Below are 12,695 nucleotides of genomic sequence, written 5' to 3'. Positions count from 1 at the left end.
TGTGCGCCGCCAGTCGTTAACAGGCCGTTAGCGGAGCCGCGAAACCGCGCCCGCTCAGGCCGCCGAGCCGCCCACCGTCAGGCCGCCGATCCTCAGCGTGGGCAGGCCCACGCCCACCGGGACCCATTGCCCCTGCTTGCCGCAGTTGCCGATGCCGGGGTCCAGCTTCAGGTCGTTCCCGACCCCGCGCACATGCTGGAGCGAGGTCGCCCCGTCGCCGATCAGCGTGGCGCCCCGAATCGGATCGCCCACGACGCCGTTCTTCACGCGGTACGCCTCGGTGCAGGAAAACACGAACTTGCCCGAGGTGATGTCGACCTGACCGCCGCCGAAGCCCACGGCATGGATGCCGTCGTCCAGCCCCGACAGGATCGCGGCCGGATCGTCGTTCCCCGCCAGCATGAAGGTGTTGGTCATCCGCGGCATCGGTGCGTGGGCGAAGCTTTCGCGCCGCCCGTTGCCGGTCGGGTCCACGCCCATCAGCCGCGCGTTCTGCCGGTCCTGAAGGTAGCCCAGCAGGACGCCGTCGTCGATCAGGACGTTGCGGGCGGGCGGCGTGCCCTCGTCGTCGACCGTGATCGAGCCGCGGCGGTCGGGGATCGTGCCGTCGTCGATCACGGTGACGCCGGGCGCGGCCACGCGGGTGCCGACGAGCCCGGCGAAGGCCGACGCCTTCTTGCGGTTGAAGTCGCCTTCCAGCCCGTGGCCCACCGCCTCGTGCAGGAGGATCCCGGGCCAGCCGGGGCCGAGCACCACGTCCATGACGCCCGCCGGCGCGGGGACCGCGCGCAGGTTCACCAGCGCGATCCGCAGCGCCTCGGCGACGAGGCCCTGCCAGTGCGCCGGGTCCATCAGCGCCGAAAGCCCGTGGCGGCCGCCGCCCCCGGCGCTGCCGCTTTCGCGCCGCGCGTTCGATTCCACGATGACCGACACGTTCAGCCGCGCCATCGGGCGGATGTCGGTGACGATCCCGCCCTCGGGGCGCAGGATGGCGATCTCCTGCAGCGACGAGGCCAGCGAGGCGGTCACCTGGACGACCCGCGGGTCGAGGTCGCGGGCGTATGCGTCAATATCTCGCAGGGTGGCCACGCGGGCCGCGAAGTCGATCCCCTGCACGGGGTCGAGCCCTTGGTACAGCGCCGGTCCCGGTCCCCCCGGCGCGGGTGCCATGATGCCGCCGCCCGCGCCCACGGCAAGCCGCGCGGTGTCGGCGGCGTCGCGGAGCGCGGCTTCCGAGATGTCGGTCGAATGGGCGTAGCCGGTGACCTCTCCGCGCACCGCACGCAGGCCGAAACCCTGCGCCGCGCCGTATCCCGCGTTGCGGAGGCGGCGGTCGTCGAAGACCAGCGACTCGGACCGGGTGCGTTCCAGGAACAGCTCGCCGTCGTCGGCGCCGTCGGTCGCGTCGCGCAGGATCCGCAGCGCGCGGCCGGGGTCGATCAACTGCTGAAAGGGCAGGAAACTGTCTGTCATGATCGGGAAGCGGTATGGGGTTTCGCCGGTCTTGTCGATAGGTTTGGCTTGTCGCGCCGGGCCAAGTATGCTTTTCGAGGCGCTGAATCGCGCAGGCCCGCTTTCGGCGGCGCGACCCGGCACGACAGGACACGAGGACGACGATGGCAGGATGGGCAACGCGCCGCAGGGCGGCTTTCGGCGCAGCGATCTGGGCGGCGGCAGCGCTGCCCGCCGCCGCGCAGGACATGCTAGGCGACCTGCCGGTCATCGGCCAGCCCGTGAACGGCGGCACCGGCTTCCAGCCCGCCGTGACCTCGATCGCGGTGGAACAGCAGGCGCTGGACCACATGCTGCTGATCATCATCGCAATCATCACGGCGTTCGTGGTGGGCCTGCTCGCGTGGAGTATCGTGCGCTTCAACCGCCGGATGAACCCGGTTCCGGCCCGCTTCACCCACAACACCCCGGTCGAGATCCTGTGGACGCTGGTCCCGGTGCTGATCCTGATCGTCATCGGCGCCTATTCGCTGCCGGCGCTGTTCCGGTCGCAGGTCATGCCGAACGATCCCGACGTCGTCATCAAGGCGGTCGGGCACCAGTGGTACTGGTCCTATGAATACCCCAACGACGCCGTCGCCTTCGACGCGCTGATGCTGGAACGCGACGACCTGGCCGCGGCGGGCTATGCCGACAACCACTACCTGCTCGCGACCGACAACGCGGTCGTGGTCCCGGTGGGCGCGACGGTGCTGCTGCAGGTCACCTCGGCCGACGTGATCCATTCCTGGGCGATGCCCGCCTTCGCGATCAAGCAGGACGGCGTTCCGGGCCGCATCGCGCAGGCGTGGTTCCAGGTCGACCGGGAGGGGGTCTATTTCGGCCAGTGCTCGGAACTGTGCGGGATCAACCATGCCTACATGCCGATCACCATCAAGGCCGTGACCCAGGACAAGTACGACGCCTGGCTTGCCGAGGCGAAGACCACCTTCGCCGCCGACGCGGGCGACGTGATCCCGGCGGCGCCGGGCGCGCCGGTCAAGCTGGCACTGGCGAACTGAGCCGGAAGGAACGGGCGTGAGCGACATCCCTGCATACGAGGCCGGCGGCGACGCGGAGTTCCGCGACTACGTCGCGCTGCTCAAGCCGCGGGTGATGTCGCTGGTGGTGTTCACGGCCTTCGTCGGGCTGTGGATCGCGCCGGTCGCGGTGAACCCGTTCGTGGCCTTTTGCGCGGTGCTGTTCATCGCGCTGGGCGGCGGCGCGTCGGGCGCGCTGAACATGTGGTACGACGCCGACATCGACGCGGTGATGCGCCGCACGCAGGGCCGCCCGATTCCGGCAGGCCGGATCGCGGGGCCCGAGGCGCTGGGCGTGGGCCTGTTCCTGTCGGGCCTGTCGGTCATGATGCTGGGGCTCGCGGCGAACTGGTTCGCGGCCGCGTTCCTCGCCTTCACCATCTTCTTCTACGCCGTCGTCTACACGATGTGGCTCAAGCGCTGGACGCCGCAGAACATCGTCATCGGCGGCGCGGCGGGCGCGTTCCCGCCCATGATCGGCTGGGCCTGCGCGACCGGCGGCATCGGCATCGAGTCGCTGCTTATGTTCGCGCTCATCTTCTTCTGGACGCCGCCGCACTTCTGGGCGCTCGCGCTGTTCATGAAGGACGACTATTCCGACGCCGGCGTGCCGATGCTGACCGTGACCCACGGCCGCACCGTGACGCGCCGCCACATCTTCGCCTACACGCTGGTGCTGGCGCCGTTCGCGCTGGCGCTGGGGCTGACCTCGGTGGGCGGGCCGGTCTATCTCGCGGTCTCCGCGGTGCTGAACGTCCTGTTCATCGCGGGCGGCTGGCGGATCCTGCGCCGGACCGAACCGCAGGCGCAGGCCGACGGCTACGCGGTGGAACGGTCGTTCTTCAAGCTGTCGCTCTATTACACCTTCCTGCATTTCGCGGCGCTGCTGGCCCAGCACGCGGTGGGGGGCTTGTGATGGCGCTGGCCCGTGAACACGATCTTCACCGTCGCAGGCGGGGGCGGAATGTCGCGCTGGGCGTCGTGCTCGTGCTGTTCGTGGCGCTGGTCTTCGGCCTCTCGATCGTCAAGATCGAGCAGGGCGACATGATGGAGGCGTTCGACCACCAGCCCCGCGCCTCGGCCCTGCCGCCGGCGGGCGACGCGCCGGCCGATCCGGGGCCCGCCCCGGCCGCCCCGCTGGATCCGCCCGGCCCCGCACCCGAGGTGGCGCGATGAACAGCAACACCCGCGTCGTTGTCCGGCTGCTGGCCGTCGTCCTGACGATGGGCGCGCTCGCCTGGGCGGCGGTGCCGTTCTATTCGTGGTTCTGCAGGGTGACGGGCTTCGGCGGCACCACCAACATCGCCGCGGCCGCGCCCGGCGACGTGCTGGACGAGACCGTCACGATCCGCTTCGATTCCAACGTGGCCCCCGGCATGGGGTGGGAGTTCCGGCCCGTGCAGCGGGAAATGACGCTGCGGATCGGCGAAACAGGCCTCGCCTTCTACGAGGCGGTGAACATCACCGGCGAGACGATCACCGGCACGGCGTCCTACAACGTCTCGCCCGACGCCGCCGGCTACTACTTCGACAAGATCGACTGCTTCTGCTTCACCGAGCAGACGTTGAAGCCGGGCGAGCGGGTCGAGATGCCGGTGACGTTCTTCGTGGACCCCGAGATGGTCACCGACCGCGACGCCAAGGGCATCCGCGACATCACCTTGTCCTATACCTTCTTCCGCAAGGATGAGCCCGCGCAGCGGTCGGCCAGCGCCGCCGCCGCCGTCGGCGCCGCCGCCGCGACCATCGACGCGCCGGCCGATCTCGCCGTGAACTGATACCGACCAAAGCAGGGAGCCCGCGCCATGGCGCACGCCAAGAACCACGACTACCACATTCTCCCGCCCTCGCTGTGGCCGTTCCTCGCCGCGGTCGGCGCGTTCGTCATGCTGACCGGCGCGGTGTTCTGGATGAAGGGCACCTCGCTCGTTCCCGGCCTGCCGCAATGGGCGCAGTTCGCCCTGGGGCTGCTGATCGTCCTGTACTGCATGTACGGCTGGTGGGCCGACGTGGTCCACGAAGGCAACACGGGCGACCACACGCCGGTCGTCCGCATCGGCCTGCAGTACGGCATGATCCTGTTCATCATGTCCGAGGTGATGCTGTTCGTCGCCGCCTTCTGGGCCTACTTCAAGCACGCGATGTACCCGATGGGCGAGCTGAGCCCGCTGAAGGACGGCGTCTGGCCGCCCGAGGGGATCGAGACGTTCGACCCCTGGCACCTGCCGCTCATCAACACGCTGATCCTGCTGCTGTCGGGCGTCGCCGTGACCTGGGCGCACCACGCCTTCGTTCACGAGGGCGACCGCCGCACCACGATCAACGGGCTGGTCATCGCCGTGGTGCTGGGCATCGCCTTCACCTGCCTGCAGGCCTACGAATACAGCCACGCCGCGTTCGGCCTGGCCGACACCGCCTATGGCGGGGTCTTCTTCCTGGCGACGGGGCTGCACGGCTTCCACGTCATCATCGGCACGATCTTCCTGGCCGTCTGCGCGATCCGCTTCTCGCGCGGGCAGATGACGCAGGACAACCATGTCGGGTTCGAGGCTGCGGCCTGGTACTGGCACTTCGTCGACGTGGTGTGGCTGTTCCTGTTCGCCGCGATCTACATCTGGGGCCGCTGACCCGGCCATCACGGATCGGGCGCGCGGGGGAAACCCCGCGCGCCTTTTGCTTCCAAGTTCGGGAAAGCGCAGGGTGCCATGCTGACCGGGGGATGCCAGTTCGGGTCCATGCGCTGCGCCGTGGCCGCCACGCCCGACCGCATCCACGTCTCCCTTAACGCGCCCGCTGACCCGACCGGCGCCATCCACACCTGGACGTCCGGCAAGCCTGACAGCGTGGTGATCCCGACCGGCAGCCCGCAACATGCCGAGGACGACGCCTGATGCGGCGGATCGTGCTGCCCCTGATCCTCGGGATCGCAGGCTTCGCCGTGCTGGCGAGCCTCGGCCTCTGGCAGCTGCGCCGCTTGGAGTGGAAGGAGGCGATGCTGGACGAGATCGCCCGCGGCATCGCCGCCGCGCCGGTCGAGCTGCCCGCCGCCATCGACCCTTCGATGAAGTACCTGCCCGTCACCATGACCGGCACCACGACGGGCGACGAGATCCTGGTCCTGTCCGGCACGCGCGAGGCGGGGGGCGGCTACAACGTCGTGTCCGGCTTCGTCACCGACGACGGCCGCCGGATCATGGTCGACCGCGGGTTCATCCCGCAGGACGACCGCCGCGCGCCCCGCCCGGCGGTGCGGCTGCGCGTGAACGGCAACCTGCACTGGCCGGACGAGAAGGGGCCGTCGACGCCCGGGCCGAACCTTGCCGAAGGCATCTGGTTCGCCCGCGACGTGCCCGCCATGGCCGCACAGCTGGGCACCCTGCCGGTGCTGGTCGTCGCGAACGCCATCGGCGGCGACGCGCAGGGCGTGGCGCCGATCCCCCTTTCGCCGCAGGGCATCCCGAACAGCCACCTGTCCTATGCCGTCCAGTGGTTCCTGCTGGCGGCGGTCTGGGCAGGGATGACAGGGGGCCTGATCTGGCGTATCACGCGCCGCCCGGTCTAAGGTCGGCCCACCACCGTCCGCGCCGCGGCCAAACGTCCGAACAGGAACACCGATGCACTACATCTCGACCCGCGGCGCCGCCCCCGTCCTTCCCTTCGCCGAGGCGATGATGACCGGGCTCGCGCGCGACGGCGGATTGTACGTGCCCGAGACGATCCCGCAGCTGGGCCACGACGCCATCGCCGCGCTCGAGGGCCTGCCCTACGAGGAGGTCGCCTTCCGCGTCATGCAGCCCTTCGTCGCGGAAAGCTTTTCCGCCGACGAGCTGCGCGCCGCCATCGACCGGGCCTATGCGGGCTTCCGCCACGCCGCCCGCGCGCCGCTGGTCCAGCTTTCCCCCGGCCATTTCCTGCTGGAGCTGTTCCACGGCCCCACGCTCGCCTTCAAGGACTTCGCGATGCAGCTGATCGGGCAGCTGTTCCAGATCGCGCTGTCGCGCGAGGATCGCCGCATCACCATCGTCGGCGCGACCTCCGGCGACACCGGCTCGGCCGCGATCGAGGCGTTCCGCGGCCTGCCGAACGTCGACGTCTTCATCCTGTATCCGCACGGCCGCGTCAGCGAGGTGCAGCGCCGCCAGATGACCACGCCGGGTGAATCGAACGTCCACGCCCTTGCCATCGACGGCACCTTCGACGACGCGCAGGCGCGGCTGAAGGACCTGTTCAACGACCACGCCTTCCGCGACCGCGTCGGCCTTGCGGGCGTGAACAGCATCAACTGGGCGCGGGTGCTGGCGCAGGTGGTCTATTACTTCACCGCCGCCGTCAGCCTGGGGTCGCCCGCGCGGCCGGTCAGCTTCACCGTTCCGACCGGCAACTTCGGCGACATCTTCGCGGGCACCATCGCCCGCCAGATGGGCCTGCCGATCGACCGGCTGGTGGTCGCCACGAACCAGAACGACATCCTCGACCGCGCGCTGACGGCGGGCGAATACCGAGTCGGGCGCGTGCAGCCGTCGATCTCGCCGTCGATGGACATCCAGGTCAGCTCGAACTTCGAGCGCGCGCTGTTCTACGCCCACGCCGGCGAGGGCGCGGCGGTGGCGCAGCTGATGGACGAGCTGAAGTCGTCGGGCGGCTTCAACATCGCGCAGGGCGCGCTGGAACACCTGCGCGAACTCTACGACAGCGGCCGCGTGTCCGAGGCGGAGACGCTTGCCACCATCGCCCGCGTCCGGGCGGAAACGGGCGAGGTCGTCTGCCCGCACAGCGCCGTGGGGATCGCGGTGGCCGAACGCCACCTGAAGCCCGGCACGCCGATGATCACGCTGGCGACCGCGCACCCGGCCAAGTTCCCCGATGCGGTGGAACAGGCGATCGGCCTTCGCCCCGGCCTGCCGCCGCACATGGCGCAGCTGTTCGACCTGCCCGAGCGGGTGACGCGGGTTGAAAACGACAACGAGGCGCTTAAGTCGCTGATCCTTGAGCGGAGAGTTGATTGAGCGACATTCGGATCACCACCCTTCCCAACGGCCTGCGCGTCGTCACGCGGGCGATGCCGGGGCTTCATTCGGCCAGCATCGGCGTCTGGGTCGGGGCAGGCGGGCGCGACGAGCGCCCCGAACAGAACGGCATCGCGCATTTCCTTGAGCACATGGCCTTCAAGGGCACCGCGCGGCGCAGCGCGCTGCAGATCGCCGAGGCGATCGAGGACGTGGGCGGCTACATCAACGCCTATACCTCGCGCGACGTGACGGCCTACTACGCCCGCGTCTTGTCGGCCGACGTGCCGCTGGCGCTGGACGTGATCGGCGACATCCTCCTGAACTCGACCTTCGACCCGCGCGAGATCGAGGTCGAGCGCGGCGTGATCCTGCAGGAGATCGGGCAATCGCTCGACACGCCCGACGACGTGATCTTCGACTGGCTCCAGGAAGCGGCCTATCCCGACCAGCCGATGGGCCGCACGATCCTGGGCCCGGCCGAGCGCGTGGCGCGTTTCGCGCGCGACGACCTCTCGGGCTTCGTCGCGGAACATTACGGCCCCGGCCAGATGATCGTGTCGGCGGCGGGCGCGGTCGACCACGACCGCGTCGTGGCGCAGGCGGGCGAGATCTTCGGGCATCTGTCCCCGGTGATCGGCACGGCGCGCGAGGCCGCGCGCTGGCAGGGGTCGGAATCCCGCCGGGTGAAGCGGCTGGAGCAGGCGCATTTCGCGCTGGGGTTCGAAGGGCCGGGCTACCGCGCGGACGACTTCTACCCCGCGCAGATCTGGACCGCGGCGCTCGGCGGGGGCATGTCGTCGCGGCTGTTCCAGAAGATCCGCGAGGAACGCGGGCTCTGCTACACGATCTTCGCGCAGTCGGGCTTCCACGACGACACCGGGATGACCACGATCTATGCCGGCACTTCGGGCGAGCAGGTCGCGGACCTCGCGCATCTCACCATCGACGAGCTGCGCCGGTCGGCCGAGGACCTGACCGAGGCCGAGGTCGCGCGCGCCCGCGCGCAGCTGAAGGCGGGGCTGCTGATGGGGCTCGAAAGCCCGTCCTCGCAGGCCGAACGCATGGCCCGGTCCCTGGCGATCTGGGGCCGCGTGCCCGACCCGGCCGAGGTCGCGGCGCGGATCGACGCCGTGACGGCGGCCGACGTGCGCGACCACGCCGCCCGCGCCATCGCCGCGGCGCGGCCCGCGCTGGCGCTTTACGGGCCGGTCCGGAAGGCGCCGGCGCTGGACGCGCTGGCAGAACGGCTCGCCGCCTGATGTTCCTTTTGCGCCGCGCACCTCGTCTGGTTACCGAACGGATGGTGCTGCGGCTGCCGGCGCACGGCGATTTCGGCGCGTGGACCGCGCTTCGGCACGAAAGCCGCGCCTTCCTCACCCCGTGGGAGCCGGTGTGGCACCACGACCACCTGACGCGGAAGTCGTTCACCAACCGCGTCTATTGGGCGCAGCGCGCGAGCCGCGGGCAGACCTCGCTGCCCCTGTTCATGGTGCGTCACGACGGGGTGCTGGTGGGGGCGATCACGCTCGACAACATCCGCCGCGGGCCGGCGCAGACGGGGACGCTCGGCTACTGGATCGGCGCCCCCTTCGCCCGGCAGGGCTACATGGGCGAGGCGATCCGCGCCGTCGTGGCCCATGCGTTCGACGGCATGGAGCTGAGCCGGATCGAGGCCGCCTGCCTGCCCGAGAACGTCGCCTCGCGCGGGGTGCTGGAAAAATCCGGCTTCAAGTACGAGGGCGTCGCGCAGAGCTATCTCCAGATCCACGGCCGCTGGCGCAACCACGTGCTGTATTCGATCCTGCGCGGCGACCGGCGCGGCCGCACCGGGGCGGGCTGACGCGCCATGCCGGACCTCCGACCGCCCCTCAACGACGCCGACGACCGCCTGGCCGCGATGCTGCCGCCGGGCGTCCTGCGGCCGCTCGAGGACCGCTTCCTCGACGAGCCGCGCGGCCGCTATCGCGGGCGGGGCGCGGTCCTGGCGGCCCCCCGCGACGTGGGCGAGGTGGCGGCGGTGGTGCGTGCCTGCGCGGCGGCGCGGGTGGGGATCGTTCCGCGCGGCGGCGGCACGGGCCTCGTCGCCGGGTCGGTCATGCCGGACGGGTCGATGCCGCTGGTGCTGTCGCTCGACCGCATGACGGCCGTTCGCGGGATCTGGCCCGACGAGGACGTGCTGGTGGCCGAGGCGGGGGCCACGCTGCAGCAGGTGCGCGACGCGGCCGAAGCCGAGGGGCGGCTGTTCCCGCTTGCGCTTGCGGCGCAGGGGACCGCGCAGATGGGCGGGATTCTCGCCACCAACGCCGGCGGGGTCGCGGTGCTGCGCTGGGGCAATGCGCGCGCGCTCTGCCTGGGGGTCGAGGCGGTGCTGCCCGACGGCACCATCATCCGCGACCTCAAGCGGCTGCGGAAGGACAACACCGGCTACGACATCCGCGACCTGCTGATCGGGGCGGAAGGGACGCTCGGCATCATCACGGCCGCCTCGCTGCGGCTCGCGCCGCGCGCGGCCGAGGTCGCGACCGCGATGCTGGCCGTGCCGGATCCCGCCGCCGCGCTCGCGCTGCTCGGGGTGGCGAACGCGCGGCTGGCCGGGAACGTCACCGCGTTCGAACTGATTTCGGGGCAGGGGCTCGCCTTCATGAGCGCCGAGTTGCCGGGCATCCGCCAGCCTCTGCCCGCCGCGCCGTGGTCGGTGCTGGTCGAGCTGTCGCTGCCCGTGGGCCTGCCCGCCGACACGGCGCTGGAGGGGCTGCTGGAGGACGCGATGGAACGCGGCCTCGTCACCGACGGCGTGGTCGCCCAGTCGGGGGCGCAGGCGGCCGAGATGTGGTCCCTGCGCGAGCACCTGCCCGAGGCGAACCGGCGGATCGGCGCCATCGTCAGCCACGACATCAGCCTGCCCCTGTCGGAAATCGCCCGCTTCATCGACGACGCGGGCGCCGTGCTGGCGCGGATGGGCGACATGCGGGTCAACTGCTTCGGCCATCTGGGCGACGGCAACCTGCACTACAACGTCTTTCCGGCGGCCGGCCGCACCCGCGACGACTACGACGCCCTGCGCGGTCCCGTCCAGGAGACGGTGCACGAGATGGTCGTGGCGCGCGGCGGGTCGTTCTCGGCCGAACACGGCGTGGGCCGGATGAAGGTCGCGGACCTCGCCCGCTGGGGCGATCCGGGCAAGCTTGCCGCGATGCGGGCGGTCAAGGCGGCGTTGGACCCGCTGGGGATCATGAACCCGGGCGCGGTGCTGGGCTGAGGCCTTGCAGCCGGGCACCGCGCTGACTACCTTCCCCGGCGGAAGGACGACCTTTCCCCATCATGGGTGCAGCGAACGGGACGGCCCGCCATGACGGACATTCCCATGCGCACCACGTCCGACCGCATCCGCCACGCCATCCTGTTCGAGGTCTTCGGCCTGATCCTCATGATCGGCGGGGGCGTCCTGCTGACGGGCTTCGACGTTCACGCGCTTGGCGTGATCGGGGTCGTGTCGTCGATCGTGGCGACGCTGTGGAACTATGCCTACAACTGGATGTTCGACCGCGCGATGCTGCGGCTGCGCGGCAGCACGCTGAAGACGCACCCGATCCGCGCGCTCCACGCCGTCCTGTTCGAGGCCGGGCTTCTGGTCCTGCTTTTGCCCTTCGTCGCGTGGATGCTGGGCGTGTCGCTGTGGCAGGCGTTCCTGTTCGACCTCGCCATCGCGATCTTCTACGTGGTCTACGGCTACGCCTTCAACTGGGCCTACGACCGCGTCTTTCCCCCGCCCGAGGCGCGGGTGCGGGCCGCAAGCACGGGGCGCGCCGTCTGACGGTCACGCGCCCTCGAATTCGCACAGCACGTGGACATCGACCCCCGCCGCCTCCAGCAGGCGGCGGCCGCCCAGTTCGGGCAGGTCCACGACGAAGGCGGTGCCCACGACCTCGGCGCCCAGGCGCTTGCACAGGCTGATGCTCGCCTCGGCGGTGCCGCCGGTCGCGAGCAGGTCGTCCACGATCAGCACCCGTTCGCCGGGCGACAGCGCGTCGTCGTGGATCTCCATCACCGCCTCGCCGTATTCCAGCACGTAGGCCTGGCTCATGACCGCGCCGGGCAGCTTGCCCTTCTTGCGGATCGGCACGAACCCGGTCGATAGCTGGTGCGCCACCGCGCCGCCCAGGATGAAGCCGCGCGCCTCGAGCCCGACGACCTTGTCGATCCGCATCCCCGCATAGGGTGCGAGCAGCTGGTCCACCGCCATGCGGAACCCGCGCGCGTCGGCGAAAAGCGTGGTCACGTCGCGGAAGACGATCCCTTCGTGCGGGAAGTCGACGATGCTGCGGATGTAGTCCTTGACGGTCTTCTGGACCGGGCGGGGGGCGACGCTCATGGGCATTCCTTCCGGGTGATGTGGCGGATCGGATGGCGGTTCAGCGCGGCCGGATCATCTCGAACGTGTCGGTCACGCGGACGTAGTCGCCCTGGTAGCCCATCCGGCCGATCCAGCCGCTGGCCCGCAGGTCGAACAGGCCGTCCGCGTTGATGCAGTCGTCGCGGATGTGGATGCCGGTGACGACGCCCAGCACCAGCCAGTTCGCCTCGCCCGCCTGCCGCATCACGCGTGTCGCGCGGCATTCCAGCGACGCGGGCGCGCCGGCCACGCGCGGGCAGTCGATGGTGTCGCACTCGGCCGCGGCGATTCCCGCCGTCTCGAACTCGCTGACGCCCGCCGGGTGGACCGCGGTCGAGGCGTTCATCGCGTCCTTCATCGCGTAGTCGGCGATGTTGACGCAGAAGACCCGCGATTCCGCGATCTGCGCCACGCTGTCCTTGGTGCCGTTCCGGTCCGCCTTGGCGCCCGTCGACGCGAACATCACCTGCGGCGGGACATAGGCGGTGGCGTTGAAGAACGAATAGGGCGCGAGATTGTCGCCCTGCGCCCCGCGCGTCGAGATCCAGCCGATCGGGCGGGGCGCCACGATGGCGTTCCACGGGTTGTGGGGCAGGCCGTGGCCGTTTTCCGGTCGGTAGAACATGGTTGCCTCGCCCTGACTGATGCACGTGGTTTTCGCCCGCCGGTCATACTGGCCGCCACCGTCCCCGGCAACAACCTGCCCCTTTGACCGGCCGCGGACTTTTCCCGTTCAATCCGTGCCGCGCGGGTGCTAACCAG

Annotated in this window: 15 protein-coding genes; 12 read left to right on the top strand and 3 right to left on the bottom strand. The window is 70.4% G+C overall.

Going from position 1 to position 12,695, the window contains the following annotated elements; translation table 11 throughout:
* Nucleotides 1-54 precede the first annotated feature (54 nt).
* A complete protein-coding gene (tldD, locus tag ELI80_RS07920; RefSeq protein WP_136650566.1) occupies nt 55-1,473 on the bottom strand; it encodes a metalloprotease TldD in 1,419 nt (472 codons plus the stop codon).
* Between the two features lie 143 nt (nt 1,474-1,616).
* Between tldD and coxB the strand changes: the two genes are divergently transcribed.
* The 12 genes from coxB (at nt 1,617) to ELI80_RS07860 (ending at nt 11,354) form a co-directional block, all read left to right on the top strand.
* A complete protein-coding gene (coxB, locus tag ELI80_RS07915; protein WP_136650565.1) occupies nt 1,617-2,513 on the top strand; it encodes a cytochrome c oxidase subunit II in 897 nt (298 codons plus the stop codon).
* Between the two features lie 16 nt (nt 2,514-2,529).
* Complete coding sequence (gene cyoE / locus ELI80_RS07910; protein WP_136650564.1) at nt 2,530-3,447, top strand: heme o synthase; 918 nt, start codon at nt 2,530-2,532, stop codon at nt 3,445-3,447.
* On the top strand, nt 3,447-3,707 hold the full coding sequence (locus tag ELI80_RS07905; RefSeq protein WP_136650563.1) for a cytochrome c oxidase system small membrane protein: 261 nt from the start codon (nt 3,447-3,449) through the stop codon (nt 3,705-3,707). Before cyoE ends, ELI80_RS07905 begins: the two co-directional genes overlap by 1 nt.
* Nucleotides 3,704-4,309 carry a cytochrome c oxidase assembly protein gene (locus tag ELI80_RS07900; RefSeq protein ID WP_136650562.1) on the top strand — a complete coding sequence of 202 codons (606 nt, stop codon included), beginning with the start codon at nt 3,704-3,706 and terminating at the stop codon, nt 4,307-4,309. Before ELI80_RS07905 ends, ELI80_RS07900 begins: the two co-directional genes overlap by 4 nt.
* A 27-nt stretch (nt 4,310-4,336) precedes the next feature.
* Nucleotides 4,337-5,158, top strand: coding sequence for a cytochrome c oxidase subunit 3 (locus ELI80_RS07895; protein ID WP_136650561.1), 822 nt, complete (start codon nt 4,337-4,339; stop codon nt 5,156-5,158).
* Nucleotides 5,159-5,236: 78 nt separating this feature from the next.
* Entirely contained in the window at nt 5,237-5,422 is a 186-nt protein-coding gene (locus ELI80_RS07890) for a hypothetical protein (protein ID WP_136650560.1), read from the top strand.
* The gene (locus ELI80_RS07885; protein WP_136650559.1) at nt 5,422-6,093 is read left to right on the top strand and encodes an SURF1 family protein; all 672 of its coding nucleotides are present in this window, start codon (nt 5,422-5,424) and stop codon (nt 6,091-6,093) included. The genes ELI80_RS07890 and ELI80_RS07885 overlap by 1 nt, the downstream gene beginning before the upstream one ends.
* 52 nt (nt 6,094-6,145) lie before the next feature.
* Nucleotides 6,146-7,537 carry a threonine synthase gene (thrC, locus tag ELI80_RS07880; protein WP_136650558.1) on the top strand — a complete coding sequence of 464 codons (1,392 nt, stop codon included), beginning with the start codon at nt 6,146-6,148 and terminating at the stop codon, nt 7,535-7,537.
* The gene (locus tag ELI80_RS07875) at nt 7,534-8,799 is read left to right on the top strand and encodes a M16 family metallopeptidase (RefSeq protein ID WP_136650557.1); all 1,266 of its coding nucleotides are present in this window, start codon (nt 7,534-7,536) and stop codon (nt 8,797-8,799) included. The genes thrC and ELI80_RS07875 overlap by 4 nt, the downstream gene beginning before the upstream one ends.
* A complete protein-coding gene (locus ELI80_RS07870) occupies nt 8,799-9,380 on the top strand; it encodes a GNAT family N-acetyltransferase (RefSeq protein WP_136650556.1) in 582 nt (193 codons plus the stop codon). Before ELI80_RS07875 ends, ELI80_RS07870 begins: the two co-directional genes overlap by 1 nt.
* Before the next feature lie 6 nt (nt 9,381-9,386).
* Nucleotides 9,387-10,799, top strand: coding sequence for an FAD-binding oxidoreductase (locus ELI80_RS07865; RefSeq protein ID WP_136650555.1), 1,413 nt, complete (start codon nt 9,387-9,389; stop codon nt 10,797-10,799).
* Nucleotides 10,800-10,889: 90 nt separating this feature from the next.
* Nucleotides 10,890-11,354: a PACE efflux transporter gene (locus tag ELI80_RS07860; protein ID WP_438943059.1), complete on the top strand. Its 465-nt coding sequence runs from the start codon at nt 10,890-10,892 to the stop codon at nt 11,352-11,354.
* A 3-nt stretch (nt 11,355-11,357) separates the two neighbouring features.
* On the opposite strand, the gene ELI80_RS07855 is transcribed toward ELI80_RS07860, so the two are convergent.
* Both ELI80_RS07855 and ELI80_RS07850 read right to left on the bottom strand, forming a co-directional pair.
* Complete coding sequence (locus ELI80_RS07855) at nt 11,358-11,912, bottom strand: adenine phosphoribosyltransferase (RefSeq protein ID WP_136650554.1); 555 nt, start codon at nt 11,910-11,912, stop codon at nt 11,358-11,360.
* 40 nt (nt 11,913-11,952) lie between these two features.
* Entirely contained in the window at nt 11,953-12,558 is a 606-nt protein-coding gene (locus ELI80_RS07850; RefSeq protein WP_136650553.1) for a flavin reductase family protein, read from the bottom strand.
* Nucleotides 12,559-12,695 lie beyond the last annotated feature (137 nt).

The sequence above is a fragment of the Paracoccus aeridis genome, from assembly GCF_004923205.2.
In the GTDB taxonomy this organism is placed as follows: Bacteria; Pseudomonadota; Alphaproteobacteria; order Rhodobacterales; family Rhodobacteraceae; genus Paracoccus; species Paracoccus aeridis.
This window is presented reverse-complemented; position numbering and strand designations above follow the sequence as displayed.